At 62.2% G+C, this 26,630-nt stretch carries 31 protein-coding genes and 2 pseudogenes; all 33 read right to left on the reverse strand.

Translation table 11 applies throughout. From position 1 onward, the window contains the following. Nucleotides 1-100: 100 nt before the first annotated feature. The 33 genes and pseudogenes from rplO to secE all read right to left on the reverse strand — a co-directional run bounded on the left by rplO (nucleotide 101) and on the right by secE (nucleotide 26,542). A pseudogene (gene rplO, locus RJ527_18165) lies at nucleotides 101-553 on the reverse strand (50S ribosomal protein L15). A 23-nt stretch (nucleotides 554-576) separates the two neighbouring features. Beyond that, nucleotides 577-768, reverse strand: coding sequence for a 50S ribosomal protein L30 (gene rpmD / locus RJ527_18170; GenBank protein WND75937.1), 192 nt, complete (start codon nucleotides 766-768; stop codon nucleotides 577-579). A gap of 14 nt (nucleotides 769-782) precedes the next feature. Continuing rightward, on the reverse strand, nucleotides 783-1,391 hold the full coding sequence (rpsE, locus tag RJ527_18175) for a 30S ribosomal protein S5 (GenBank protein WND75938.1): 609 nt from the start codon (nucleotides 1,389-1,391) through the stop codon (nucleotides 783-785). Nucleotides 1,392-1,424: 33 nt separating this feature from the next. Then, entirely contained in the window at nucleotides 1,425-1,787 is a 363-nt protein-coding gene (gene rplR / locus RJ527_18180) for a 50S ribosomal protein L18 (GenBank protein WND75939.1), read from the reverse strand. Between the two features lie 3 nt (nucleotides 1,788-1,790). Continuing rightward, nucleotides 1,791-2,324 carry a 50S ribosomal protein L6 gene (gene rplF / locus RJ527_18185; GenBank protein WND75940.1) on the reverse strand — a complete coding sequence of 178 codons (534 nt, stop codon included), beginning with the start codon at nucleotides 2,322-2,324 and terminating at the stop codon, nucleotides 1,791-1,793. Nucleotides 2,325-2,359: 35 nt separating this feature from the next. Next, a complete protein-coding gene (gene rpsH, locus RJ527_18190; protein ID WND75941.1) occupies nucleotides 2,360-2,758 on the reverse strand; it encodes a 30S ribosomal protein S8 in 399 nt (132 codons plus the stop codon). A gap of 18 nt (nucleotides 2,759-2,776) precedes the next feature. Beyond that, on the reverse strand, nucleotides 2,777-3,082 hold the full coding sequence (rpsN, locus tag RJ527_18195; GenBank protein WND75942.1) for a 30S ribosomal protein S14: 306 nt from the start codon (nucleotides 3,080-3,082) through the stop codon (nucleotides 2,777-2,779). Between the two features lie 26 nt (nucleotides 3,083-3,108). After that, a complete protein-coding gene (gene rplE / locus RJ527_18200) occupies nucleotides 3,109-3,654 on the reverse strand; it encodes a 50S ribosomal protein L5 (GenBank protein ID WND75943.1) in 546 nt (181 codons plus the stop codon). 16 nt (nucleotides 3,655-3,670) lie between these two features. Further along, a complete protein-coding gene (gene rplX / locus RJ527_18205) occupies nucleotides 3,671-3,985 on the reverse strand; it encodes a 50S ribosomal protein L24 (protein ID WND75944.1) in 315 nt (104 codons plus the stop codon). A gap of 15 nt (nucleotides 3,986-4,000) precedes the next feature. Then, a complete protein-coding gene (gene rplN, locus RJ527_18210) occupies nucleotides 4,001-4,369 on the reverse strand; it encodes a 50S ribosomal protein L14 (GenBank protein WND75945.1) in 369 nt (122 codons plus the stop codon). A gap of 57 nt (nucleotides 4,370-4,426) precedes the next feature. After that, on the reverse strand, nucleotides 4,427-4,663 hold the full coding sequence (rpsQ, locus tag RJ527_18215; GenBank protein WND75946.1) for a 30S ribosomal protein S17: 237 nt from the start codon (nucleotides 4,661-4,663) through the stop codon (nucleotides 4,427-4,429). A gap of 17 nt (nucleotides 4,664-4,680) precedes the next feature. After that, nucleotides 4,681-4,887, reverse strand: a complete 207-nt coding sequence (gene rpmC / locus RJ527_18220; protein ID WND75947.1) for a 50S ribosomal protein L29 — start codon at nucleotides 4,885-4,887, stop codon at nucleotides 4,681-4,683. A gap of 3 nt (nucleotides 4,888-4,890) precedes the next feature. After that, entirely contained in the window at nucleotides 4,891-5,310 is a 420-nt protein-coding gene (gene rplP, locus RJ527_18225) for a 50S ribosomal protein L16 (protein WND75948.1), read from the reverse strand. A gap of 45 nt (nucleotides 5,311-5,355) precedes the next feature. After that, entirely contained in the window at nucleotides 5,356-6,036 is a 681-nt protein-coding gene (rpsC, locus tag RJ527_18230; GenBank protein WND75949.1) for a 30S ribosomal protein S3, read from the reverse strand. Then, nucleotides 6,037-6,417 carry a 50S ribosomal protein L22 gene (gene rplV, locus RJ527_18235; GenBank protein ID WND75950.1) on the reverse strand — a complete coding sequence of 127 codons (381 nt, stop codon included), beginning with the start codon at nucleotides 6,415-6,417 and terminating at the stop codon, nucleotides 6,037-6,039. A gap of 2 nt (nucleotides 6,418-6,419) precedes the next feature. Next, on the reverse strand, nucleotides 6,420-6,698 hold the full coding sequence (rpsS, locus tag RJ527_18240) for a 30S ribosomal protein S19 (protein WND75951.1): 279 nt from the start codon (nucleotides 6,696-6,698) through the stop codon (nucleotides 6,420-6,422). Between the two features lie 11 nt (nucleotides 6,699-6,709). Beyond that, nucleotides 6,710-7,546 (reverse strand): 50S ribosomal protein L2, encoded by an 837-nt coding sequence (gene rplB / locus RJ527_18245; GenBank protein ID WND75952.1) that lies wholly within the window; start codon nucleotides 7,544-7,546, stop codon nucleotides 6,710-6,712. 51 nt (nucleotides 7,547-7,597) lie between these two features. Beyond that, on the reverse strand, nucleotides 7,598-7,921 hold the full coding sequence (locus RJ527_18250; protein ID WND75953.1) for a 50S ribosomal protein L23: 324 nt from the start codon (nucleotides 7,919-7,921) through the stop codon (nucleotides 7,598-7,600). Then, nucleotides 7,918-8,538, reverse strand: a complete 621-nt coding sequence (rplD, locus tag RJ527_18255) for a 50S ribosomal protein L4 (GenBank protein ID WND75954.1) — start codon at nucleotides 8,536-8,538, stop codon at nucleotides 7,918-7,920. Before rplD ends, RJ527_18250 begins: the two co-directional genes overlap by 4 nt. Before the next feature lie 203 nt (nucleotides 8,539-8,741). Continuing rightward, a pseudogene (gene rplC / locus RJ527_18260) lies at nucleotides 8,742-9,410 on the reverse strand (50S ribosomal protein L3). An 11-nt stretch (nucleotides 9,411-9,421) separates the two neighbouring features. Beyond that, complete coding sequence (rpsJ, locus tag RJ527_18265) at nucleotides 9,422-9,730, reverse strand: 30S ribosomal protein S10 (GenBank protein WND75955.1); 309 nt, start codon at nucleotides 9,728-9,730, stop codon at nucleotides 9,422-9,424. 58 nt (nucleotides 9,731-9,788) lie between these two features. After that, a complete protein-coding gene (gene tuf, locus RJ527_18270; protein ID WND75956.1) occupies nucleotides 9,789-10,979 on the reverse strand; it encodes an elongation factor Tu in 1,191 nt (396 codons plus the stop codon). Between the two features lie 29 nt (nucleotides 10,980-11,008). Next, nucleotides 11,009-13,084 carry an elongation factor G gene (gene fusA / locus RJ527_18275; GenBank protein ID WND75957.1) on the reverse strand — a complete coding sequence of 692 codons (2,076 nt, stop codon included), beginning with the start codon at nucleotides 13,082-13,084 and terminating at the stop codon, nucleotides 11,009-11,011. Nucleotides 13,085-13,108: 24 nt separating this feature from the next. Further along, complete coding sequence (rpsG, locus tag RJ527_18280) at nucleotides 13,109-13,579, reverse strand: 30S ribosomal protein S7 (protein WND75958.1); 471 nt, start codon at nucleotides 13,577-13,579, stop codon at nucleotides 13,109-13,111. Nucleotides 13,580-13,591: 12 nt separating this feature from the next. Beyond that, nucleotides 13,592-13,963 (reverse strand): 30S ribosomal protein S12, encoded by a 372-nt coding sequence (gene rpsL, locus RJ527_18285; GenBank protein ID WND75959.1) that lies wholly within the window; start codon nucleotides 13,961-13,963, stop codon nucleotides 13,592-13,594. 524 nt (nucleotides 13,964-14,487) lie between these two features. Further along, on the reverse strand, nucleotides 14,488-18,669 hold the full coding sequence (gene rpoC, locus RJ527_18290; GenBank protein WND75960.1) for a DNA-directed RNA polymerase subunit beta': 4,182 nt from the start codon (nucleotides 18,667-18,669) through the stop codon (nucleotides 14,488-14,490). A 62-nt stretch (nucleotides 18,670-18,731) separates the two neighbouring features. Further along, nucleotides 18,732-22,895: a DNA-directed RNA polymerase subunit beta gene (rpoB, locus tag RJ527_18295; protein ID WND75961.1), complete on the reverse strand. Its 4,164-nt coding sequence runs from the start codon at nucleotides 22,893-22,895 to the stop codon at nucleotides 18,732-18,734. Nucleotides 22,896-23,203: 308 nt separating this feature from the next. Then, nucleotides 23,204-23,584 carry a 50S ribosomal protein L7/L12 gene (gene rplL / locus RJ527_18300; protein WND75962.1) on the reverse strand — a complete coding sequence of 127 codons (381 nt, stop codon included), beginning with the start codon at nucleotides 23,582-23,584 and terminating at the stop codon, nucleotides 23,204-23,206. A 55-nt stretch (nucleotides 23,585-23,639) separates the two neighbouring features. Next, a complete protein-coding gene (gene rplJ / locus RJ527_18305; GenBank protein ID WND75963.1) occupies nucleotides 23,640-24,161 on the reverse strand; it encodes a 50S ribosomal protein L10 in 522 nt (173 codons plus the stop codon). A gap of 368 nt (nucleotides 24,162-24,529) precedes the next feature. Next, nucleotides 24,530-25,228 (reverse strand): 50S ribosomal protein L1, encoded by a 699-nt coding sequence (gene rplA, locus RJ527_18310; GenBank protein ID WND75964.1) that lies wholly within the window; start codon nucleotides 25,226-25,228, stop codon nucleotides 24,530-24,532. 5 nt (nucleotides 25,229-25,233) lie between these two features. Next, nucleotides 25,234-25,662: a 50S ribosomal protein L11 gene (gene rplK / locus RJ527_18315; GenBank protein ID WND75965.1), complete on the reverse strand. Its 429-nt coding sequence runs from the start codon at nucleotides 25,660-25,662 to the stop codon at nucleotides 25,234-25,236. Nucleotides 25,663-25,810: 148 nt separating this feature from the next. Beyond that, nucleotides 25,811-26,341, reverse strand: a complete 531-nt coding sequence (gene nusG / locus RJ527_18320) for a transcription termination/antitermination protein NusG (protein WND75966.1) — start codon at nucleotides 26,339-26,341, stop codon at nucleotides 25,811-25,813. Nucleotides 26,342-26,344: 3 nt separating this feature from the next. Continuing rightward, complete coding sequence (secE, locus tag RJ527_18325) at nucleotides 26,345-26,542, reverse strand: preprotein translocase subunit SecE (GenBank protein WND75967.1); 198 nt, start codon at nucleotides 26,540-26,542, stop codon at nucleotides 26,345-26,347. Nucleotides 26,543-26,630: the final 88 nt, after the last annotated feature.

Here is a 26,630-nt window from a genome sequence, read left to right on the forward strand (position 1 = left end):
CGGCGGATTCCCCGGCGGCGGCCTTGTCCTGGGCGCGGCGCTTGTTCTTGCCGCGGATCCCCTTGGTTTCGCTCGCTTCGTCCTTCGCGACGGTCGGCGCCGACACGGCCACCGTGCCGCCGGCCTTTTCGACCGCGGCGATGGCGCCCTTGGTGGCGCTTTCGATTTCAAGCGTCACCTTGGCCTTCAGTTCGCCGTGGCCCAGGAGACGCACGCCGTCCTTCCGCTTCTTCGCGACGCCGGCTTCGACCAGCATGGCGGTCGTCAGGGTCTTCGAACCGTCGATGCGCTTGGCATCGATCGCTTCCTGCAGCAGGCCGACGTTCAGTTCGGCGAAGTCCTTGGAGAACGGGTTCTTGAAGCCGCGCTTGGGCAGACGCCGGTAGATCGGCATCTGGCCACCTTCGAAGCCCAGCAGGCTGACGCCGGAGCGGGACTTCTGGCCCTTCATGCCCTTGCCGGACGTCTTGCCGGTGCCGGACGCGATGCCGCGGCCGACGCGCTTACGCGGACGGGTCGCACCCAGATTGTCACTGATTTCGTTCAAACGCATGGCGGTATTCCTTCGTTAAGTATTTAGTCGCCTTGCTCGACCCGCACCAGGTGGCTGACTTTATTAATCATGCCGCGCACGGCCGGAGTGTCCTCCAGCACGCGCGAGCGGTGCAATTTGTTCAGGCCCAGGCCCTTGAGGGTTGCGCGCTGGTCCGCCGGGCGGCCGATGTGGCTGCCGGTCTGGGTGACTTTGACGGTCTTCTTGTCTGCCATCTTCAGGGTTCCAATCAGGCCTGTTCGGTCGTGGCGGAAACGTCGTCGCGACGCTGCACGATATCACCGACCTTTTTCGAGCGGCGGGCCGCCACGGTGCGCGGCGACTGAATTTCCTGCAATGCGGCGAAGGTCGCCTTGACCATGTTGTAGGGGTTGGCGCTGCCCATGGATTTGGCAACGACGTCCTGAACGCCCATGGTTTCGAACACGGCGCGCATGGGGCCGCCCGAAATGATGCCCGTGCCCGGAGGGGCGGAGCGCATGATCACCCGGCCAGCGCCGAAGCGCCCGGCAACGTCATGGTGCAGCGTGCGGCCTTCGCGCAGCGGCACACGGATCATGTTGCGCTTGGCGGAGTCCGTGGCCTTGCGGATGGCTTCCGGCACTTCACGCGCCTTGCCCGATCCGTATCCGACCCGGCCCTTGCCGTCGCCGACAACCACCAGGGCCGCGAACGAGAAACGCCGCCCACCCTTGACCACCTTGGCCACGCGGTTGATGTAGACCAGCTTGTCGGTCAGTTCAGAATCTTCCCGCTGCTCGGGAGAGCGATCCCGGTCCCGGTCACGCCGTCCGCGCGGACCCCGTCCCTGACCTTGTTCGTTGCGTTGCTCTGCCATGAGGCTGTTCCTGATTTCCTTGAATGCGTTAAATTAGAACGACAAGCCGGCTTCACGCGCGGCGTCGGCGAGCGCCTTGACCCGCCCGTGGTACTTGTAGCCGCCACGGTCGAAGATCACTTCCTTGATGCCTTCCTTGACGGCGCGGGCGGCAATCAGCTTGCCCACCTCGCCAGCGGCGGCAACGTTGCAGCCCTTGGCCAACTTGCCTTTGAGTTCCTTGTCCAGGGACGACGCCGCGGCAAGGGTCTTGCCGGCGCGGTCGTCGATGACCTGAGCATAGATGTGCAGGCCGGAACGGAACACGGCCAGGCGCAGGCGGTCGCCGGCGGCCTTGCGGACCTGACGCCGAACGCGCAACTGGCGCTTTTCGAATTTTTCGCGAGCGTTGGCCATGACTTACTTCTTCTTCCCTTCCTTGCGGAGAATGAATTCACCGGCATAGCGGACACCCTTGCCCTTGTAGGGCTCCGGCGGACGATACGCGCGGATTTCCGCCGCGACCTGACCGACAAGCTGCTTGTCGATGCCTTCAATGACGATCTGCGTCTGTTCCGGGCAGGCGATCTTGATGCCGGCCGGCACCGGATACTCGACGTCGTGGCTGAAACCAAGCTGCAAAACCAGCTTGTTGCCCTGCATGGCGGCACGGTAGCCGACGCCGGAAATATCCAGCTGCTTCTTGAAGCCCTGGCTGACGCCTTCCACCAGGTTATTCACCTTGGTGCGGCTCATGCCCCACATCTGCCGGGCGCGCTGGGTATCGTTCGCGGGCGCGAACTTGATCAGATTGTCTTCCATGGTGACGACGACATCGTCAACCAGGGTCTCGCTCAGCTCGCCCAGCTTGCCCTTGGCCTTGACCGTCATGCCGTCGATTTCGACGGTGACGCCGTCAGGCACCAGGACCGGGTTTTTTCCAATACGCGACATAATGAACCGCCTTCTCGTTCGTTCGCCGGGTGTTCTTAGAACACCTGGCAGAGAATTTCGCCGCCGACGTTGTGTTCGCGGCATTCATGATCGGACAGCACGCCCCGAGGGGTCGACAGGATGGAAATGCCCAGCCCGTTGTAGACCCGCGGCAGGTCGCCGATGCCCGAATAGACACGCCGGCCCGGCGTCGACACGCGCTGGATCTCGCGGATCACGGGCTGGCCTTCGTGGTACTTCAGTTCGATTTCCAGTTCCGCCATGCCGGGCTTTTCTTCGCGCTTCTGAAAGCCACGGATGTAGCCTTCGCGCTTCAGAACCTCGAGCACGTTGGCCCGCAGATTCGAAGACGGCGACAGAACCACGGCCTTGCGCGCCTGTTGTCCGTTGCGGATGCGGGTGAGCATATCACCCAGGGGATCGGTCATAGACATGCCAGTATCTTTCCCTTCCTACCAGCTCGACTTGACCATGCCGGGAATCATCCCGTCAGAGGCCAAATCCCGCATAGCAATGCGGGAAATCTTGAATTTGCGATAATTCCCGCGCGACCGGCCCGACAATTCGCACCGCAGGCGGTACCTGGTCGGCGAGGAGTTGCGGGGCAGTGCCGCCAGTTTGAGATGCGCATTGAAGCGGTCTTCCGGCGATGCCGTTTCGTCCTTCGTGATCGCCTTCAGACGTTCCCGTTTCGCGGCATAGCTCTTCGCCATGCGGGCCCGCTTGTTGTTTTTCTCAATCGCGCTTTTCTTCGCCATTACTCGATCTCCATCCGCCGCTGGGCTTACTTGGTGGCCAGCGGCATGTTGAAAGCCTTCAACAAAGCCTTCGCTTCATCATCGGTTTCGGCCGAGGTGCAGATCACGATGTCCATACCCCGGACCTTGTCGACCTGGTCATAGTCGATTTCCGGGAACACGATCTGTTCCTTCAACCCCATGGCAAAGTTGCCATGTCCGTCGAAACACTTGCCCTGGATGCCGCGGAAGTCGCGAACACGCGGCAGCGCGATGTTCACCAGGCGATCCAGGAATTCGTACATGCGGTCCTTGCGCAGCGTGACCTTGGCACCGATGACCATGCCTTCGCGCAGCTTGAAGCCGGCGATGGACTTCTTGGCCCGGGTCGCCACCGGCTTCTGGCCGGTGATGCGGGTCAGGTCCTGAAGCGCGCCGTCGACGCGCTTGCGGTCCTCGGTGGCGTCGCCGACACCCATGTTGAGAACGATCTTCTCAAGCTTGGGAACCTGATAGGTGTTCGCGTAACCGAACTCCTCCATCAAGGCCGGCTTGATTTCCTTCTCGTAAACTTCTTTGAGCCGTGTAGCCATCGTCAGAGGCCCTCGCTTAATCAATCTGCTCGCCGGACCGCTTGGCAAAGCGGACCTTGCGGCCGTCATTCAGGATCTTGGTGCCGACGCGGGTCGGCTTGCCGTCCTTGGGGTCCCGATGGGCCAAATTCGACAGGTGGATGGGGGCTTCACGTTCGATGATGCCGCCCGTGGACGTCTGCGTCGCACGCTGGTGCCGCTTCATGCGGTTGACACCTTGGACAACGGCGCGGTCGGCGGTGGGAAGCACCTTAAGCACCTCGCCTTCCTTGCCCTTGTCGCGGCCGGTCAGAACAACGACCTTATCGCCCTTTTTGATTCTCGCTACCATTTCTGCGGTTCCTCGTCAGATCACTTCCGGCGCCAGCGACACGATCTTCATGTAGGCCTTGGCCCGAAGTTCACGGGTCACCGGGCCGAAGATACGCGTGCCGATGGGCTCGCCGGCGTTGTTGATCAGCACGGCGGCATTGCTGTCGAAGCGGATGGTCGTGCCGTCCGCGCGCCGAATGTCCTTCGCCGTGCGCACGACGACAGCCTTCACGACCTCGCCCTTCTTCACGCGGCCCCGCGGGATCGCTTCCTTGACGGAGCAGACGATCACGTCGCCCACGGAAGCGTACTTGCGCTTCGAACCGCCCAGCACCTTGATGCACTGGACCCGGCGGGCGCCGGAGTTGTCGGCAACGTCCAAGTTTGTTTCGGACTGGATCATTGTTCTTGTCCTTGATTAAAGAGCGTCTACCACTGGGCCATTGGACCCGGTTCGGCGTCAGCCCGCCTCGCTTACCACTTCCCAGGTCTTCCGCTTCGAAATCGGGCGGGTTTCCCGGATCTGGACCTGGTCGCCAACCTTGCACGCGTTGTTCTCGTCGTGCGCGGCGTACTTCTTGGTCCGCTTGATGAACTTCTTGTAGAGCGGATGCTTGAACCGGCGTTCAACCTGAACCGTCACGGTCTTGTCCATCTTGTCGCTGACGACGACGCCCTGCAGGGTACGTTTCGGCATCTTTCGCTACCTCTTTGTCAGGACGCCGCGGCGACGGTGCCGCGCTCGCCCAGAATGGTTTTGATGCGCGCGATGTCGCGGCGAACCGCCCGCACCTGCGCCGTGTTTTCCAAAGCACCCGACGCCTGCTGGAAGCGCAGATTGAAAGCTTCCTTTTTCAGGCCCATGAGCTGGTCTTTCAGCTCGTCGTCGGACTTGGTCTTGAGATCAATAGCCTTCGTCATGGCTTAGTGCTCCTCGCCCAGGCGGGTGACGAACCGCGTTTCGATGGGCAGCTTGGCGGCCGCGAGTTCCATGGCCTCTTTCGCCACTTCATACGAAACGCCGTCGATTTCGAACATGATGCGGCCCGGCTTCACGCGGGCGGCCCAGAATTCCGGCGTACCCTTACCTTTACCCTGGCGGACTTCGGCCGGCTTCTTCGACACCGGCACGTCCGGGAAGATGCGGATCCACACACGCCCGGCGCGCTTCATGTGGCGCGTCATGGCACGGCGCGCGGCTTCGATCTGACGCGACGTGATACGGTTCGGCGAGGTCGCCTTCAGGCCGAAGGCACCGAAGTTGAGCGTCGTTCCACCCTTGGCGTTGCCATGGATGCGGCCTTTGAAGGCCTTCCGGTATTTCATTCTTTTCGGGGCCAGCATGTTCCGTCGCCTATCCCAGTTTTGCTTCTATCCGACCGATACCGCTTAGCGGACCGGCTGTTGTTCCTGCGCGAGCTTGTCCAGCGCCATCGGATCGTGGGCAAGAATTTCACCCTTGTAGATCCAGACCTTCACGCCGCAGGCGCCGTAGGTCGTGTTGGCAGTGGCTTCGCCATAGTCAATGTTGGCGCGCAGCGTGTGCAGGGGCACGCGGCCCTCGCGGTACCACTGCATGCGCGCGATTTCAGCACCGCCCAGACGGCCCGCACAGTTGATGCGGATACCTTCGGCCCCGAGACGCAGCGCCGACTGCACGGCGCGCTTCATGGCCCGACGGATCGACACGCGGCGTTCCATCTGCTGGGCGACGTTTTCGGCGACCAGTTGGGCGTCGATTTCCGGCTTGCGGATTTCAACGATGTTCAGGTGCACTTCCGAGGAAGTCATGGCGGCGACTTCGCGGCGCAGCTTTTCGATGTCCGCGCCCTTCTTGCCGATGACCACGCCCGGGCGGGCCGTGTGAATCGTCACGCGGGCCTTCTTGGCGGGACGCTCGATGATGATCTTCGACACGCCGGCCTGGTGCAGGCGCTCCTTCAGCATCTTGCGGATCTTGATGTCCTCGTGCAGCAGGGTCGCGTAATCGCCGTCGTTGGCGAACCACCGCGAATCCCAGGTGCGGTTGATGCCGAGGCGGAGCCCGACCGGATTGACTTTCTGACCCATTTAGGCGGTCTCCTCACGTTCGCGCACGATGACCCGAAGGTTCGAGAACGGTTTCTCGATGCGCCCCACGCGCCCGCGGGCGCGCGCTTTCCATCGTTTCATGACCAGGCTGCGGCCTACGGTGGCCTCCGACACGACCAGACGGTCAACGTCGAGCTGGTGGTTGTTTTCCGCGTTGGCAATCGCGCTTTCCAGCACCTTCTTCACCTCGATCGCGATGCGACGCTTGGAGAAGGTGAGCTGCGCCAGCGCCCGCTCGCACGGCAGACCGCGGATGCTTTCCGCAACCAGGTTCAGCTTGCGCGGGCTGGTCCGGATGTGCCGGGAATAGGCCATCGCTTCGTTGTCCTTGAGGGGACGTTCTGCTGAAGACTTACCCATGATTAGCCCCTCTTCGCCTTCTTGTCGGCAGCGTGGCCGTGATAGGTCCGGCTCGGCGAGAATTCACCGAACTTGTGGCCGATCATTTCCTCGGTCACCAGGACGGGGATGAACTTCTGGCCGTTGTAGACGCCGAAATTCAGACCCACGAACTGGGGCAGAATGGTCGACCGGCGCGACCAGGTCTTGATCACCGAATTACGTCCGGACGCCCGGGTTTCTTCTGCCTTCTTCAGCAGATAACCGTCGACGAAAGGACCTTTCCAAACGGAACGTGACATCGATCGCTCCTTTACCGCTTCTTACGGACGTGACGCGACCGCATGATCAGCTTGTCCGTTTTCTTGTTGTTCCGGGTCTTCTTACCCTTCGTGGGCTTGCCCCACGGGGTCACCGGATGGCGGCCGCCCGAGGTGCGGCCTTCGCCGCCGCCATGCGGGTGGTCGATCGGGTTCATCGCAACACCGCGGACCGACGGACGCTTGCCCAGCCAGCGCTTGCGCCCGGCCTTGCCGATCTTGGTGTTCTGCTGATCCGGGTTCGACACGGCGCCGATGGTGGCCATGCACTCGCCGCGGACCATGCGCAGTTCACCGGACGACAGGCGGATCTGGGCGTAGCCCTGATCCTTACCGATGATCTGGGCGTAGGTGCCGGCCGAGCGGGCCAACTGGCCGCCCTTGCCCTGCTTCATCTCCACGTTGTGGACGATGGTGCCGACCGGGATGTTCTTCATGGGCATGGCGTTGCCCGGCTTGATGTCCGCATGCTCGCCGGCGACGACCTTGTCGCCGGGGCGCACGCGCTGCGGCGCCAGGATGTAGGCGATCTCGCCGTCTTCGTACTTCACCAGGGCGATGAACGCCGTGCGGTTGGGGTCATATTCCAGCCGCTCGATGGTCGCCTCGACGTCGTACTTCTGACGCTTGAAGTCGATGACGCGGTAGCGCTGCTTGTGCCCGCCGCCGATCCGGCGCGCGGTGATGCGACCCGTATTGTTGCGGCCGCCCTTCTTGCGCAGGCCTTCGGTCAGCGTCTTTTCGGGCTTGCCCTTATAAAGATCGCTGCGGTCCACCAGAATAAGGCCCCGGCGGCCGGGCGTGGTCGGTTTAAATTGTGTCAGAGCCATTGGTCTCTGCCCTTTTTCTTCTCAAATCCCGTAGGGAACCCCGAAAGGCCCCTAGATACCCGTGGTCACGTCGATGGAGTTGCCTTCGGCCAGCGTAACGACGGCCTTCTTGGCATCGGCACGCTTGCCGGGACGACCGCGGAAACGTTTCGCCTTGCCCTTGGAGATCAGCGTGTTGACCGAAGTCACCTTCACCTTGAACAGTTCTTCGACGGCGGCCTTAACTTCGAACTTGTCGGCGTCCATGGGCACGAAGAAGCTGACCTGATTGTGTTCGGCCATCAGGGTGGCTTTTTCGGTGATCACCGGACGGCGCAGGATTTCCATCATGCGCTCTTTCGAAACCGTCGCGTTGTTGGGGCTGTAGCGGCTCATTTCAGGCGCTCCGTCAGCTTGTCCACGCCGGCCTGGGTAATCACCAGGGTATCGCGGCGCAGGATGTCGTAAACGTTGGCCCCGCCGGACGGCAGCACGTCGATGCCGATCAGGTTGGCGGCTGCCTTGGCGAAGTTGGTATCGACCTGTTCGCCGTCGATGACCAGGGCGCGGCCCCAACCCAGCTTTTCCAGCTGCTTGGCCAGTTCGCTGGTCTTCGGCGCCTTCATGGCGGCGCTGTCGATGATGACCAGCTTGCCTTCCTTCTGCTTCGCGCTGATGGCCGACTTGAGGGCCAAGCGGCGAACCTTCTTCGGCAGGTCGTGGCTGTGGTCGCGGACGACCGGGCCGAACACGATGCCGCCGCCGCGCATCTGGGTCACGTACTTGGACCCCTGGCGGGCGCGGCCCGTGCCCTTCTGCTTGAAGGGCTTGGCACCCGTGCCGTTGATTTCGGAACGGCCCTTGGTCTTGTGCGTGCCGGCACGGCGCTTGGCGAGCTGCCAATTGACCGTACGCGCCATCAGATCGCCACGGACGTCGATCCCGAAGACCGCTTCGTCCAGGTCGATGTCGCCGACCTTCTTGTTGGCGAGCGAGATAATGTCCAGCTTCATCGCCCTTATTCCTTGCTCTCGCCGCCGGCGTCACCCGCCGGAGCTTCTTCGGAGGCAACGTCGGCCGCGGCACGTTCAGCCGCCTTCTCCGCGTCGGCCTGGGCTTCCACCTCGGCCTGCTGCTTCGCGATGTCCTCTTCGGACAGCGCCGCCGCTTCCTCGAACACGTCCTGATTCTCGGCCTCTTTGACGGCCGGATCACCCTTCAGCGCGCCCGGGAACGGCGCCCCTTCGGGCAGGCCTTTCTTCACCGCGTCGCTGATCAGAACGAAACCGCCCTTGGCGCCCGGCACCGCGCCGCGCACCAGGATCAGGCCCCGCGCCGCATCGGTCGCGACGATCGGCAGGTTCTGAACGGTGCAACGCTTGTTGCCCAGCTGACCGGCCATCTTCTTGCCCTTGAACACGCGGCCGGGATCCTGACAGTGACCCGTGGAACCGTGCGAACGGTGCGAGATGGAGACACCGTGGGAGGCGCGCAGACCGCCGAAGCCGTGACGCTTCATGGCCCCGGCAAATCCCTTACCGACCGAGGTGCCGACCACGTCGACCATCTGGCCGTTGATGAAATGGGCGGCCGACAGTTCCGCGCCGACGTCGATCAGGTTGTCTTCCGACACCCGGAACTCGCGCAGCCGCTTGCCCGGCTCCACCTTGGCCTTCGCGTAATGTCCGCGCAGCGCCTTCGGCATGTTTTTCGGTTTACCCTTACCCCAGGAAAGCTGAACCGCCGAATAGCCGTCCTTTTCCATGGTGCGCTGGGCCACGACATGCACGCTGTCCACCTTGAGGACGGTCACCGGCAGGTGCCGGCCGTCTTCCTGGAACACGCGGGTCATGCCCAATTTCTGTGCGATCAATCCGGTCCGCATCATCGTACCCTTTAGAGCTTGATCTCGACGTCGACGCCGGCCGCGAGGTCGAGCTTCATCAGCGCGTCCACGGTCTGCGGCGTCGGATCGACGATATCGAGCACCCGCTTATGGGTGCGGATTTCAAACTGTTCCCGGGACTTCTTGTCCACGTGCGGCGACCGCAGCACCGTGTACTTTTCGATCCGGGTCGGCAAAGGAATGGGGCCGCGCACCGAGGCGCCGGTCCGCTGGGCCGTGTTGACGATCTCGCGCGCGGACTGGTCCAGCACACGATGGTCAAACGCCTTCAGCCGAATTCTTATGTTTTGTTGGTCCATGGCTCTTGCCCCAAAAGTTCGCCGGCCCCTTTCGAGGGGGGCCGGCTGAACGGTTACCCTATTCGATGATCTTGGAAACGACGCCGGCACCGACGGTGCGGCCGCCTTCGCGGATGGCGAAGCGCAGGCCTTCGTCCATGGCGATCGGCGCGATCAGATTGACGACCATCGAGATGTTGTCACCCGGCATGACCATTTCCGTGCCGGACGGCAGCTCGACCGTGCCCGTCACGTCCGTCGTGCGGAAGTAGAACTGCGGACGATAGTTCGAGAAGAACGGCGTGTGACGCCCGCCTTCGTCCTTCGTCAGGATGTAGGCTTCGCAGTCGAACTTCGTGTGCGGCGTGATCGAACCCGGCTTGGCCAGAACCTGGCCGCGCTCGACTTCCTCACGCTTCGTGCCGCGCAGCAGCACGCCAACGTTGTCGCCCGCTTCGCCCTGATCCAGAAGCTTGCGGAACATTTCAACGCCCGTGCAGGTCGTCTTCGTCGTGTCCTTGATGCCGACGATCTCGATTTCCTCGCCGACCTTCACAACGCCGCGCTCAATGCGGCCCGTCACAACCGTGCCGCGGCCCGAGATCGAGAACACGTCTTCGATCGGCATCAGGAACGGCTGATCCTTCGGACGATCCGGCTGCGGAATGTACTCGTCAACCGCACGCATCAGCTCCAGGATCGCGTCATGGCCGGTCTTCACGTCGCTGTCTTCCAGCGCCGCCAGAGCCGAACCCTTGACGATCGGAATGTCGTCGCCCGGGAAATCGTAAGACGACAGAAGCTCCCGGATTTCCATCTCGACAAGCTCAAGAAGCTCTTCGTCGTCAACCTGGTCGACCTTGTTCATGAACACCACCAGCGCCGGAACACCGACCTGACGCGCCAGCAGGATGTGCTCCCGCGTCTGCGGCATCGGGCCGTCAGCCGCCGACACAACCAGAATGGCACCGTCCATCTGCGCCGCACCCGTGATCATGTTCTTCACATAATCCGCGTGACCGGGGCAGTCGACGTGCGCGTAGTGGCGGTTCTCCGTCTCGTATTCAACGTGCGCCGTCGAGATCGTGATCCCACGCGCCTTCTCTTCCGGCGCCTTGTCGATCTGGTCGTACGCCGAATACGTCGCGCCGCCCGTCTCCGCCAGAACCTTCGTGATCGCCGCCGTCAACGACGTCTTGCCGTGGTCAACGTGGCCGATCGTGCCGATGTTGCAATGCGGCTTATTACGTTCAAACTTCTCTTTCGCCATCTCTTGATACTCCCTTCGGCGCCTTGACCTTAACCGGCCAGACGGGTCTGGATTTCCTCTGAAACTTGGGACGGAACCACTTCGTAGTGGTCAAACTGCATGGTGAACTGGGCGCGGCCCTGGCTCAGTGAACGCAGCGTGTTCACATAACCGAACATGTTGGCCAGCGGCACATGGGCGTCGATGACGCGCGCGTTGCCGCGCTGATCCATGGCGTTGACCTGCCCGCGGCGCGAGTTCAGGTCGCCGATGATGTCCCCCATATACTCTTCCGGGGTGACGACCTCGACGTTCATCATCGGCTCCAGCAACTGCGGGCCGGCCTGGCGGCAACCTTCGCGGAACGCCGCGCGGGCGGCGATTTCGAAGGCCATGACGCTGGAGTCAACGTCGTGGGAGTTACCGTCATACAGCGTGGCCTTGATGCCGGTCACGGGGAAGCCGGTCAGAACGCCCGAGTCCATGGAGGACTTGAGGCCCTTTTCGACGCCCGGAATGTATTCCCGGGGCACGTTGCCGCCGACGACGGTGTTTTCGAACTCGAAACCCTCGGGGATCGGCTCGAACTTGATCTTGACCCGCGCGAACTGACCCGAACCGCCGGTCTGCTTCTTGTGGGTATAGTCCACATCGGCGGCGCGGCTGATGGTTTCGCGGTACGCGACCTGCGGCTGACCGACGTTGGCATCGACCTTGAATTCGCGGCGCATGCGGTCGACCAGAATTTCCAGGTGAAGTTCGCCCATGCCCTTGATGACCGTCTGACCGCTTTCCTGGTCGGTGGTCACACGGAAGGACGGATCCTCGGCAGCCAGACGGTTGAGGGCGACGCCCATCTTTTCCTGGTCGGCCTTGGTCTTCGGCTCGACGGCCACTTCGATGACCGGCTCGGGGAATTCCATGCGCTCCAGAATCACCTGGTTCGACGGATCGGACAGCGTATCGCCAGTCGTGGTGTCTTTGAGACCGACCAGGGCGACGATGTCGCCGGCGAAGGCTTCCTTGATTTCTTCACGGTTGTTGGAATGCATGAGCAGCATGCGGCCGACGCGTTCGCGTTTGCCCTTAACCGTGTTCATGACCGAAGAGCCGGCCTCGAGCTTGCCCGAATAGATGCGCACGAAGCCCAGGTTACCGACGAACGGATCGTTCATGATCTTGAACGCCAGGGCCGCGAAGGGCTCGCTGTCGGAGTTGTTGCGCTCGATTTCCTTTTCCGGATCGTCGGCGTCCACACCCTTGATGGCGGCGACGTCGGTCGGCGCCGGCATGAAATCGACCACCGCATCAAGAAGCGGCTGCACACCCTTGTTTTTAAAGGCGGACCCCGTGAGAACCGGAACGAAAGCACCGGCCAGCGTACCCTTGCGGATGCACTTCATCAGGGTCGCCGTGTCGGGCTCGTTGCCCTCCAGATAGGCTTCCATCGCCGCGTCGTCCTGATCGACGGCCAGCTCGATGAGCTTTTCGCGGTATTCCGCGGCCTTGTCGGCGAGATCGGCGGGAATGTCCTTGTATTCAAACTCGGCACCCAGGCTTTCATCCTTCCAGATGATGGCCTGGTTCTTCACCAGATCGACGACACCCAGGAACTTGTCCTCGGAGCCGATCGGCAGCTGCAGCACCATCGGCGTGGCGCCCAAACGGTCGATGATCATGTCGACGCAGCGATAAAAGTCGGCGCCGGTGCGGTCCATCTTGTTGATGAAACACATGCGCGGCACGCCGTACTTGTCGGCCTGGCGCCAAACGGTTTCGGACTGCGGCTCGACGCCGGCGACCGAGTCGAACACGGCGACGGCACCATCGAGCACACGCAGCGAGCGTTCGACTTCGATGGTGAAGTCGACGTGGCCCGGGGTGTCGATGATGTTGATGCGATGATCACGCCAGAAAGTCGTGGTCGCGGCGGACGTGATGGTGATGCCGCGTTCCTGCTCCTGCTCCATCCAGTCCATGGTGGCGTTGCCGTCGTGGACTTCGCCGATCTTGTAGGACTTGCCGGTGTAGTAAAGGATGCGTTCGGTCGTGGTCGTTTTGCCGGCATCGATGTGAGCCATGATGCCGATATTACGATAACGATCGAGGGGAGTTTGGCGTGCCATGTATTTAATCCATAAACCCTGGGGTTACCACCGATAGTGGGAGAAGGCCTTGTTGGCCTCAGCCATCCGGTGCGTGTCCTCCCGCTTTTTCACCGCGGCGCCACGGTTGTTGGCGGCATCCAGAAGCTCGCCCGACAACCGTTCGGTCATGGTGTTTTCGGAACGCTTGCGCGCATGGTCGATCAACCAGCGGATGGCGAGCGCCTGACGGCGGTCGGAGCGGACTTCGACCGGCACCTGATAGGTCGCACCACCAACGCGGCGGGAGCGCACTTCGATGGACGGCTTCACGTTGTCCAGCGCTTCATGGAAGACCTTGAGCGGATCGTTGCTCGTCTTCTTTTCAATCAGATCCATGGCACCGTAGACGATCTGCTCCGCGGCCGATTTCTTGCCGTGGTACATCAGGCTGTTGGTGAACTTGGACAGAACCAGATCTCCGAACTTGGGGTCCGGAAGAATCTCACGTTTCTCTGCGCGATGGCGACGGGACATGAGTCGAACTCCTTACTTCGGGCGCTTGGCGCCGTATTTGGAACGGCGCTGGCGGCGGTCGGAAACGCCCTGGGTGTCGAGAACGCCACGCAGGATGTGGTAGCGCACACCGGGCAAATCCTTGACGCGGCCACCGCGGATGAGAACAACCGAGTGTTCCTGCAGATTGTGGCCCTCGCCCGGGATGTAGCTGGTGACTTCGAACCCGTTGGTCAGGCGCACACGGGCAACCTTACGAAGGGCCGAGTTCGGCTTCTTCGGGGTCGTCGTGTAGACACGGGTGCAGACACCGCGCTTTTGCGGGCAGGCCTTCAACGCCGGAACCTTGTTGGAGGTCGAGGGCGCCTTCCGCGGCTTGCGGATCAATTGGTTAATCGTCGGCATACGTTTCTCAATTCCTTGCCGCGCCGGACCTCATGGTCCGGCCAAACCTTCGTTATGTCCTAAGCGCCCTTGCGGTGCGCCGTAATTCCCAGCGCGCCACCGGCGCGAAAGACGTCTCTTCAACGGAAACGACGCTCAGAAGCAGATCCCCTGACTTATTCGGGTGGGGATCACCCTGGCGCCGCGCGCTGCCCTTTAAAGGGCAAAAACGACAACCTCAAGGCCTCAACGGAGGCGGCCCTGAGGAGCCGTTCGGAAAAAACATCCCTACACTTGCCGCATCGAGGGTCGCGTTTAGTGCCTTAAAAAGCCCGGAATTCCAGGCCTTTTGAGGCACCACCACCGGCCCCTGCGAAGTGGAGCGCACTATATGGACGCGCCCCCCCGCCGTCAAGCGGAAACCGGCATTAAATTGTCCGGCAAAAAACGGCGGAAATCCAAGGATAATCCGCCTGTAATAAAGAGAACGGCGATGCCTCCCCTCCCCCATTTCCGGGGATTTGGGGAGGCATCGAATCCCGTCATCAGTCCGCGTCGACCGTTTGCGCGGCTTCGCCGGCCGCCAGAGCGGCCGATTCCTTGTTTTCCGCATCGATCGCGGCCGCATCGTCGTCCCGTGCCGTGGCAATGGCGCGGAATTTCTTCATGATCGCCCCCGTACCGGCGGGAATCGGGCGGCCAACGATGACGTTTTCCTTCAGGCCGATCAGGTGATCGACCTTGCCGGAAACCGCGGCCTCGGTCAGCACGCGGGTGGTTTCCTGGAACGATGCCGCCGAGATGAAGGACCGCGTCTGCAGGCTGGCCTTGGTGATGCCCTGAAGGACAGGCTCCCCATGGGCCAGCTTACCGCCGCGCGCCGCCGCCTGGACGTTGGCTTCGTCCATTTCGACCCGGTCGATCTGCTCGCCGACCAGCAGCGTGGTATCGCCGGCTTCGGTGATTTCGACCTTCTGCAGCATCTGGCGAACGATGACCTCGATGTGCTTGTCATCGATCTTCACGCCCTGCAGGCGGTAGACGTCCTGGATCTCGTTGATCAGGTACTCCGCCAGGGCCGGAACGCCCAGCACACGCAGGATGTCGTGCGGCACCGGGTTGCCGTCCATGAGCGCGTCACCGACCCGCACATAGTCGCCTTCCTGAACCGAGATGTGCTTGCCCTTGGGGATCAGGTATTCCACGGGCTCTTCCCCGTCCTCGGTCGGCACGACCAGGATTCGGCGCTTGTTCTTGTAATCCTTGCCGAATTCCACGCGGCCTTCGTTTTCGGCGATGATCGCGTGATCCTTGGGCTTGCGGGCTTCGAACAGTTCCGCGACGCGCGGCAGACCACCCGTGATGTCGCGGGTCTTGGCCGATTCACGCGGGATGCGGGCGATCACGTCGCCGGCATAGACGCGCTGGCCGTTTTCCACGGACAGGATGGCATCGACCGACAGGAAGTAACGGGCTTCGAGGCCGTTATCCAGGGCGATGACCTCGCCCTTGTCGTCGCGCAGGGTGATGCGCGGCTTCAGGTCGTTACCACGCGGCTGCTGCTTCCAGTCGATGACGACCTTCGACGCGATGCCGGTGGCTTCGTCCATGCGTTCGGTGATGGACAGACCTTCGACCAGATCGACGTAGTTGGCTGTCCCTTCCTTCTCCGTGAGGATCGGCAGGGTGAACGGATCCCATTCCGCCATCTTGTCGCCGCGTTCGACCTTGGCCTTGTCCTTGACCAGCAGACGGGCGCCGTACGGAATACGGTGACGTGCCCGCTCGCGCTTCTTGTTGTCGATCAACAAGAGCTCGGCGTTACGCGCCATGATGACCTCGACCCCGGCCGAGTTCTTGACCGTGGTGCAGTTGCGCAGCTCGACCTTGGCGTCCGCCGAGGCTTCGATGGCCGACTGCTCGGTGCCGCGCTGGGCGGCGCCGCCGATGTGGAAGGTCCGCATGGTCAGCTGGGTGCCCGGCTCGCCGATGGACTGAGCCGCGATGACGCCGACGGCTTCGCCGATGTTCACGGTCGTGCCGCGGGCCAGGTCGCGGCCGTAGCACTTGCCGCAGACACCGTCCTTCTGCTCGCAGGTCAGGACCGAACGGATGCGCACGGTTTCCACGTCCGCTTCCTCGATCGCCGCGCAATGCTCTTCGACGACCATTTCGTTCTTGGCCACGATCACATCGCCCGTCGTCGGGTGCAGGATGTCGTCGGCCGCGGTGCGGCCGAGGATCCGTTCCGACAGCGGCGAAATCACTTCGCCGCCCTCGACGATGGCGCTGATGGTCAGGCCGCCGTCGGTGCCGCAGTCATGATCGACGATGATGCAGTCCTGCGCGACGTCGACCAGACGGCGGGTCAGGTAACCCGAGTTCGCCGTCTTCAAGGCGGTGTCGGCCAGACCCTTACGGGCACCGTGGGTGGAATTGAAGTATTCCAGCACGGTCAGGCCTTCCTTGAAGTTGGAAATGATCGGCGTTTCGATGATTTCACCGGACGGCTTGGCCATCAGGCCGCGCATGCCGGCAAGCTGCTTCATCTGAGCTGCCGAACCACGGGCGCCGGAATGGGCCATCATGTAGACCGAGTTCACGGGCTCGCCCGGGCGCTCCGTCGAGATGTCCTTCATCATGGCGTCGGCGACCCGGTCCGTGCACTGGGCCCAGGCGTCGACCACCTTGTTGTACTTTTCGCCCTGGGTGATCAGGCCGTCCATGTACTGCTTTTCGAACTCCTTGGCCCGTGCTTCGGTCTCGGCGACCAGCTTTTCCTTTTCCTTCGGAATCACCAGATCGTCCTTGCCGAACGAGATGCCGGCGCGGCAGGCATAACCGAAGCCCAGCGTCATCATGCGGTCGCAGAAGATCACCGTCTCCTTCTGACCGCAGAATCGGTAGACCTCGTCGATCAGGGTGGTGATGTCCTTCTTGGTCAGCACCTTGTTGATCAGATCGAACTTGATCTTGGGATTGCGCGGCAGGATTTCCGACAGCATCAGACGGCCGGTCGTGGTTTCCACGCGCTGAACCACGGGATCGCCGTTTTCGTCGACGGTGCGGTAGCGCGCCGTGATCTTGGCGTGCAGGCTGATCACGCCGGCGTCCAGCGCCTGCTGGATTTCGCCGGCATCGCCGAACAGCATGCCCTCGCCTTTCTCGCCTTCGCGCATCATGGTCATGTAGTAGAGACCGAGAACGATGTCCTGCGACGGCACGATGATCGGCTTGCCGTTGGCCGGGCTGAGGATGTTGTTGGTCGACATCATCAGCACCCGAGCTTCCAACTGCGCGTCGAGCGACAGCGGCACGTGCACGGCCATCTGGTCACCGTCGAAGTCGGCGTTGAAGGCGGCGCAGACCAGCGGGTGAAGCTGAATGGCCTTGCCTTCGATCAGAACCGGCTCGAACGCCTGGATGCCCAGACGGTGCAGGGTCGGCGCCCGGTTCAGCATGACCGGGTGTTCGCGAATGACCTCTTCAAGGATGTCCCAGACTTCGGGGCGTTCCTTTTCCAGCATGCGCTTGGCCGCCTTGATGGTGGTCGCCATGCCGTAGAGTTCGAGCTTGGAATAGATGAACGGCTTGAACAGTTCGAGCGCCATCTTCTTCGGCAGGCCGCATTGATGGAGCAACAGTTCCGGGCCGACGACGATGACCGAACGGCCGGAATAGTCGACGCGCTTGCCCAGCAGGTTCTGGCGGAACCGGCCCTGCTTGCCCTTCAGCATGTCCGACAGCGACTTCAACGGGCGCTTGTTGGCCCCCGTGATGGCGCGGCCGCGGCGGCCGTTGTCGAACAGGGCGTCAACGGATTCCTGCAACATGCGCTTTTCGTTGCGGATGATGATCTCGGGTGCGCGCAGTTCGATCAGCCGCTTCAAACGGTTGTTGCGGTTGATGACGCGGCGGTACAGGTCGTTGAGATCCGACGTCGCGAAGCGGCCGCCGTCCAGCGGAACCAGCGGGCGCAGTTCGGGCGGGATGACCGGAACGACTTCCAGGATCATCCATTCCGGGCGCGCTTCGGAGGCGATGAAGGCCTCGATCAGCTTCAGGCGCTTGACCAGTTTCTTGCGCTTGGCCTCGGACCCGGTTTCCTCCAGGTCCATGGTCAGGTTGGTCAGTTCTTCCTCGAGATCGATCGACGACAGCATGTCGCGGATAGCCTCGGCGCCGATGCCGGCGGTGAAGGAATCCTCGCCGTACTCGTCGACCGCGTTCTGATACTGCTCTTCCGTCAGCATCTCATGCAGCTTGAGCGGCGTCAGGCCGGGTTCGACCACCACATAGTTCTCGAAATACAGAACCCGTTCCAAATCCTTCAGGGTCATGTCGACCAGCAGGCCGATACGCGACGGCAGCGACTTCAGGAACCAGATGTGGGCGACCGGCGAGGCCAGTTCGATATGGCCCATGCGCTCGCGCCGGACCTTCTGCAAGGTGACTTCCACGCCGCACTTTTCGCAGATGATGCCCTTGTACTTCATCCGCTTGTACTTGCCGCACAGGCATTCGTAATCCTTGATCGGACCGAAGATGCGGGCGCAGAACAGGCCATCCCGCTCCGGCTTGAACGTGCGGTAGTTGATCGTTTCCGGCTTCTTGATTTCGCCGAACGACCAGGACCGGATACGTTCCGGCGAAGCGATGGAGATCTTAAGTTCGTCGAACTGCTGGGTCGCCGCGGGCGTCCCGAAAATGCGCATCAGTTCGTTCATGTCTACTTCTCCTTCAAAGCGCTAAATGACGCTTGTTCTCTAATGAGTGCGCGTCAGTGCGCTTAGTTCATTTCCACGTTCAGGCCGAGCGACTGCAGTTCCTTCACCAACACGTTGAAGGATTCCGGCACCCCGGCTTCGAAGGTATCGTCGCCTCGGACGATGGCTTCGTAGACCTTGGTGCGGCCGGACACGTCGTCCGACTTCACTGTCAGCATTTCCTGCAACGTATAGGCGGCGCCGTAGGCTTCGAGGGCCCAGACTTCCATTTCGCCGAAACGCTGGCCGCCGAACTGCGCCTTGCCGCCCAACGGCTGCTGGGTGACCAGCGAGTACGGGCCGATGGAACGCGCGTGGATCTTGTCGTCGACCAGGTGGTGGAGCTTCAGCATGTAGATGTAGCCCACCGTGACCTTGCGTTCGAAGGTTTCGCCCGTCCGACCGTCGATGAGAACCATCTGACCGGATGAATCGAGCCCTGCCTTCTCCAGCATTTCGACGATGTCGGATTCCCGGGCACCGTCGAACACCGGCGTCGCGATCGGCACGCCGAAAGTCAGGTTGGTGCCCAGTTCGACGATCTCTTCGTCGGTCAGGTCGGCGATGTCGGACTTGTAGACGTCGTTGCCGTAGATGTCCTTGAGCAGCGCCTTCAGCTTCTTGTTGTCGCCGTTGGTCGCGTGCATTTCCTCCATCAGGCCGCCGATCTGGCGCCCCAGGCCGGCACAGGCCCAGCCCAGGTGGGTTTCCAGAATCTGCCCCACGTTCATACGCGACGGCACGCCAAGCGGGTTAAGCACGATGTCGACGGGCGTGCCGTCTTCCAGGTGCGGCATGTCCTCGATCGGAACGATCTTGGAAATGACCCCCTTGTTGCCGTGACGGCCGGCCATCTTGTCGCCCGGCTGAAGCTTGCGCTTCACGGCAACGAAGACCTTGACCATCTTCATGACGCCCGGGCTCAGGTCGTCGCCGCGCTGCAGCTTGTCGACCTTGTTGTCGAAGCGTTCCTGCAGCTTTGCGATGTCTTCCTCGAACTGGGTCTTGAGGGCCTCGACGTCCTTCATGATCTTGTCGTTCTCGACAACGATCTGGGCCAACTGGCCGACCGTGTACTGCGACAGGACATTGTCGGTCAGCTTGGTGCCGGCCTTCAGCCCCTTCGGGCCGCCGGCGGCCTTGCGGTTGACCAGAAGCGCCTTCAGGCGCGCTTCGAAGGACCGTTCCAGGATGCGGCGTTCGTCGTCGCGGTCCTTGGCCAGACGTTCGATTTCCGACCGTTCGATGGACAGGGCGCGTTCGTCCTTGTCGACCCCGCGGCGCGAGAACACGCGGACTTCGACGATCGTGCCGTTGACGCCCGGCGGCAGGCGCAAGCTGGTGTCGCGCACGTCCGAGGCCTTTTCGCCGAAGATGGCGCGCAGAAGCTTTTCTTCCGGCGTCATCGGGCTTTCACCCTTCGGCGTCACCTTGCCGATCAGGATGTCGCCCGGCTCGACCTCGGCGCCGATGTACACGATGCCGGCTTCGTCCAGGTTCTTCAGGGCTTCTTCACCGACGTTCGGAATGTCGCGGGTGATTTCTTCCTGGCCCAGCTTGGTGTCGCGGGCCATGACTTCGAATTCCTCGATATGGATCGAGGTGAACACGTCGTCTTTCACGATGCGCTCACTGATCAGGATCGAGTCTTCGAAGTTGTAGCCGTTCCACGGCATGAACGCGACGAGCACGTTGCGGCCGAGGGCCAGATCGCCCAGGTCCGTGGACGGACCGTCGGCGATGGTATCGCCCTTTTCGACCCGGTCGCCGACCTTCACCAGAGGCTTCTGGTGCAGATAGGTGTTCTGGTTCGAACGCTGGAACTTGTTCAGGTAGTAGATGTCGACGCCGGTGTCGGCGCTGGTGCTTTCCGACTCGTCCGCGTGGACGACGATGCGGGTCGCGTCGATCTGATCGACGGTGCCGCCGCGCCGCGCCACGATGGTGGCGCCCGAATCACGGGCGACCGGCGCTTCCATGCCGGTGCCGACCAGGGGCGCTTCCGCCTTGATCAACGGCACGGCCTGACGCTGCATGTTCGAGCCCATGAGCGCGCGGTTGGCGTCATCGTTTTCCAGGAACGGAATCAGCGCCGAGGCGACCGAGACAAGCTGCTTCGGCGAGACGTCGATGTAATCGATGTCTTCCGGGCGGACCATCACGAAATCCCCGCCCTTGCGGCAGCTGACCAGGTCGTCGACGAACTTGCCGTTCTTGTCCAGGTCGGCGTTGGCCTGGGCGATCACGTAGCGCCCTTCTTCCATGGCCGACATGTACACGACGTCGGAGGCGACCTTACCGGCCTCGACCTTGCGGTACGGGGTTTCGATGAAGCCGTACTTGTTGACCCGGGCATAGGTGGCCAGCGAGTTGATCAGACCGATGTTCGGGCCTTCCGGCGTTTCGATCGGGCAGATGCGGCCGTAATGCGTCGGGTGAACGTCGCGGACTTCGAAGCCGGCGCGCTCGCGGGTCAGACCGCCCGGCCCGAGGGCCGAGAGGCGCCGCTTGTGGGTCACTTCCGACAGCGGGTTGGTCTGATCCATGAACTGCGACAGCTGCGACGAGCCGAAGAACTCGCGCACCGCGGCGGCGGCCGGCTTGGCGTTGATCAGATCGTGCGGCATGACGGTGTCGATATCGACGGACGACATGCGCTCGCGGATCGCGCGCTCCATGCGCAGCAGGCCGATGCGGTACTGGTTTTCCATCAGTTCGCCGACCGAACGCACCCGGCGGTTGCCGAGGTGATCGATGTCGTCGATTTCACCGCGGCCGTCCTTCAGTTCGTGCAGCGTGCGCACGACTTCAAGGATATCCTGACGACGCAGGACACGGACCGTATCCTCGGTCTCGAAACCCAGACGCGCGTTCATCTTGACGCGGCCGACGGCCGACAGGTCGTAGCGTTCGGAATCGAAGAACAGTCCCTTGAACAGGGCTTCGGCGGTATCCAGCGTCGGCGGCTCGCCCGGGCGCATGACCCGGTAGATATCGATCAGCGCTTCCTCGCGGGACGAGTTCTTGTCCACGGCGAGCGTGTTGCGCATGTAGGGGCCGACGTTGATGTGGTCGATCGACAGGGTCGGAACCTTGGTGATCTTGGCTTCCGCGAAGGAGGCCAGGACTTCCTCGGTGATTTCCTCGCCGGCCTCGATGTAGACCTCGCCGGTTTCCTCGTTGATGAGGTCCTCGGCGATGTAGCGGCCGATCAGATCTTCCGCCGGCACCAGGATTTCCTCGACATTGGAGGATTCCAGCTTGGCAATGGTGCGCGCGGTCATCTTGGTGCCGATTTCAAGCACAACCTTGCCGGTCTTGGCATTGACCAGATCGCTGGTCAGCTTCTGACCCTTCATGCGTTCGGCGGCCAGCGGCGTCTTCCAGCCGTCCTTGACCTGCTCGAACACGACCTTGTCGTAGAAGTAGGCCAGGATGTCTTCCGCCGACATGCCGAAGATTTCCTGAGAGTCGAGGGGCTTGCCTTCCTCGGCCCGCTTCTCGCGCAGCAGTTCCGTGGAATCGTTGTCGAGCGCCATCAGAAGCGTCGTCACCGGCAGTTTGCGGCGACGGTCGATACGCACGTAGATCAAATCCTTGGCGTCGAATTCAAAGTCCAGCCACGAACCGCGGTAAGGGATCACGCGGGCGGCGAACAGATATTTGCCCGACGAATGGGTCTTGCCCTTGTCGTGATCGAAGAACACGCCCGGCGAGCGGTGCATCTGCGACACGATCACGCGTTCGGTGCCGTTGATGACGAACGTGCCGTTGGCGGTCATGAGCGGCATGTCGCCCATGTAGACGTCCTGTTCCTTGACGTCGCGGATGGACCGCGCGCCGGTTTCCTCGTCGACGTCCCACACCACGAGACGGAGGGTCACCTTCAGCGGCGCCGCGAAGTTCATCCCGCGCTGCTGGCATTCCTCGACGTCGTATTTCGGTTCTTCGAATTCGTAGCGGACGAATTCCAGGGTGCCGCGCTCTGAGAAATCCTGAATCGGGAAGACGGAGCGGAAGACCTCCTGAAGGCCGGTGTTGGTCCGATCTTCGGGTTTGGTTTCACGCTGCAGAAACTGCTCGTAGGACGTCTTCTGGACTTCGATCAAATTCGGCATCTCGGCGACGCACTGCAGGCGGCCGAAATCCTTCCGAATGCGCTTGCGACCGGTAAACGTATTGGCCATTGAATAACCTCACGACGTTCAAATATGTGTCCCCGGCCGGATCTCCGACGGGGTCGCCCCTCGACAGTCGGCCGCCGTGACCGATTGCCTTGGCCCTGCTCTTGATCCGGGCGCGGTCAGGTGTCGGGGAGACAGCCACATGACCGATGGCCCGGCGGGGCCCCTCATCCACTTTCCCGGTCCCGGCAAGACCTGATACGGGCGGATAAGGCTTAGTCGGGTGGACCGCGGGGGGCTGTTTAAGGCCCCGCCGCGGTCCGAACTCGTCACCGGGCGTCAGAGCGGCGTCCGGTGTTCAGTAAAAGAAACTACTTCAGCTCGACGGTGGCGCCGGCTTCTTCCAGTTTCTTCTTGATCGCTTCGGCTTCGTCCTTCTTCACGCCGTCCTTAACGGACTTCGGCGCGCCTTCGACCAGGTCCTTGGCTTCCTTCAGGCCCAGGCCGGTGATGGTGCGGACTTCCTTGATCACGTTGATCTTCTTGTCGCCGGCAGCGGCCAGGATGACGTCGAATTCATCCTTTTCTTCGACCGCTTCAGCAGCAGCGCCGGCACCCGGCGCGGCGGCAGCGACGGCCACCGGAGCAGCGGCGGAAACGCCCCATTTTTCTTCCAGCAGCTTGGAAAGTTCGGCCGCCTCAAGGACGGTCAGGCCGGACAGGTCTTCAACGAGTTGTTCGAGGTTTGCCATTGTAAAATCTCCTACGGCTTGAACGGTTGTAATCGGTATAGATCAGGAGGCTCGGTTAGGCCGCCTCGCCCTGCTTTTGCCCATAGGCCGCAATGACCCGGGCAACCTGACCCGCCGGGGCCTGAAGCACACCGGCGATGCGGGTCGCCGGGGTATTCAGCATACCGACGAGCTTGGCGCGCAGTTCATCCAGCGACGGCAGCGTGGCCAGGGCCTTGATGTCTTCGACAGCAAGAGCCTTTTCGCCAAGCGCACCACCGACAAGCACCAGCTTCTCGTTCTTTTTCGAGAACTCGACCGCCGCTTTGGCAGCCGCCACCGGATCGTGCGAATAAGCCATCGCGGTCGGGCCGGTGAAGAGGTCGCTGATGCCCTGGAACTGCGTTCCTTCTAGGGCGAGACGCGTGAGCCGGTTTTTCGTCACTTTGAACTTGGCCCCGGCCTCGCGCATGCGGTCGCGGAGATCGCCCATCTCGGCGACTGTCATGCCCGAATAATGGGTGACAACGACGAGATTCGTCTCGTTGAACGCATCCTTGAGGGACGCAACCAATTGTTCTTTTTCTGATCGGTCCACGGATCGTCTCCAGTAGTTGATCCGGACTGCCACCCCTGAAGGTCACAGGCCGAACCGTTGCACCTAAGGCCTTTGCCTCGCGGCCGCCCGGCGGGCGGTCCAAAACAAAGACCAGCTCGCCTGTCCAGTGCAGTCGTTCAAGCCGCTCAACTGCCGGACCCCATTTGGAGCACCCGGCAGGAAAACGGTTTCACCACTGTCTCGGCAGGCGGGTTTCCCCATTAAGCCCCCTCCAAATCGAGGGGGCGCCTACTGTCTGGGACAGGTGGGTCGGAACCGGCGAACCTGCAAGGCTCTGGGTCCCTTCCCTTTCCGCGTCCCCGGAATTGCTTCCGGCTGGCGGAAATTCTTAAACCGCGGCCGCCGCCCTAGAGGGCGAAGCTGGCCACGTTGATCTTCACGCCCGGGCCCATGGTCGAGGACAGGCTGACACGCTGCATGTACGTGCCCTTGGCTCCCGACGGCTTGGCCCGGTTGATGGCGTTGACGAAGGCGGCGATGTTCTCGCGGATCTGATCTTCCGAGAAGCTCGCCTTGCCGACGCCGGCATGGATGATGCCCGCCTTTTCGACACGGAATTCAATCTGACCGGCCTTCGCCGCCTTGACGGCGCCGGCGACGTCCGGGGTCACCGTGCCCAGCTTGGGGTTCGGCATCAGGCCGCGCGGCCCCAAAACCTTACCCAGACGGCCGACGATGGCCATCATGTCCGGGGTCGCGATGACGCGTTCGAAATCCATCTGGCCGTTCTGAACGGCTTCCATCAGGTCCTCGGCGCCGACCACGTCGGCACCCGCCTTGCGGGCTTCCTCGGCCTTGGCGTCCTTGGCGAACACGGCGACGCGCACGCTCTTGCCCGTGCCGTGCGGCAATGCCACCATGCCGCGGACCATCTGGTCGGCGTGGCGCGGATCGACGCCCAGGTTGATGGCCAGCTCGATGGTTTCGTCGAATTTGGCCGTGGCGTTTGCCTTGACCATCTTCACGGCCGCTTCCAGGTCGAGCGCTTCGTCCCGGTTGATGCCTTCAGCAACAGCGCGCAGGCGCTTTCCGAATTTACGTGCCATCGTTCCTACTCCACCACTTCCATGCCCATGGAGCGGGCCGAGCCGGCCAGCATGCGGCAGGCGGCTTCCACGTCCGTGGTGTTAAGGTCGGCCATCTTCACGGCGGCGATTTCGCGCAGCTGCGCCATGGTCACCTTGCCCTTGCTTTCGTGGCCCGGCTTGTTGACGCCCTTTTGCAGCTTGGCCGCCTTCATCAAAAGGAAGCTGGCCGGCGGCGTCTTCGTGACGAACGAAAACGTGCGGTCGCCGTAGGCCGTGATGACCACCGGAATCGGCATGCCCGGTTCCAGGTTCTGCGTCTGCGCATTGAACGCCTTGCAGAATTCCATGATGTTGAGACCGGCCTGGCCCAGCGCCGGCCCGACGGGCGGCGACGGGTTGGCTTGCCCCGCCGGAATTTGGAGCTTGATCAGCCCCGCGATCTTCTTCGCCATTTCTCTATCCTCAGTCTTTCAAATGGCCATCCGGAGCACCGCTCCCCTGGCCGGGTTATGCCCCCACCGACAGTCGATGCCGTTGGGGACCTGAAGAGCGTGGTGCGGCCAATGGCGGGCCTCCCACGCGGTTAACTCGTTGCCGGGTCTATACTTTTTCGACCTGGCTGTATTCCAATTCGACGGGCGTCGCGCGTCCGAAGATGCTGACCGCGACCTTGACCCGCGAGCGTTCCTCGTCGACTTCCTCGACCATGCCGTTGAACGAGTTGAACGGCCCGTCGCACACACGGACCTGCTCGCCCACCTCGAAGGTGACACTCGGCTTCGGCCGGTCGACGCCTTCCTTGACCTGGTACAGGATGCGCTGCGCCTCGGCCTCGGAGATCGGCACGGGCCGGCCCTTGCCGCCCAGGAAATCGGTGACCTTGGGCGTGTTCTTGACCAGGTGCCAAGTTTCGTCCGTCAGGTCCATTTCGACCAGGATATAGCCCGGGAAGAACTTGCGTTCGGCGTTGATCTTCGCCCCCCGGCGCATTTCGACGACGGCTTCCGTCGGCACCAGGACCTGGGGGATAAGCTCCTCCATCCCGGCCTGACGGGCCTGCTCCTCGATCGACTGGGCGACCTTCTTTTCGAAGCCCGAATAAACGTGAACGACGTACCAGCGCAGCGCCATGGATCAGCCCCCCAGTCCGAAGACAAGGCGAATGCCGAACTGCAAGATCTGGTCAACGACCAGGAAAAACAGCGCGGCGATGATCACCATGACGAAGACCATGGCGGTGGAAACGCCTGTCTCCTTGCGCGACGGCCAGGTCACCTTGGCCGCCTCTTGGCGGACTTCCTGGATGAACTGGGCCGGGTTGGTTTTTGCCATAAATGTTTATCCGACTTCTTTTAAGTAAGGCTTCTTCGCCTTGTTCGTACGCCGACGGGGCTGTCTGCAAGATCCGCCGAAACAGCCC

The sequence above is a fragment of the Thalassospiraceae bacterium LMO-SO8 genome (assembly GCA_031655335.1).
In the GTDB taxonomy this organism is placed as follows: Bacteria; Pseudomonadota; Alphaproteobacteria; order Rhodospirillales; family Casp-alpha2; genus UBA1479.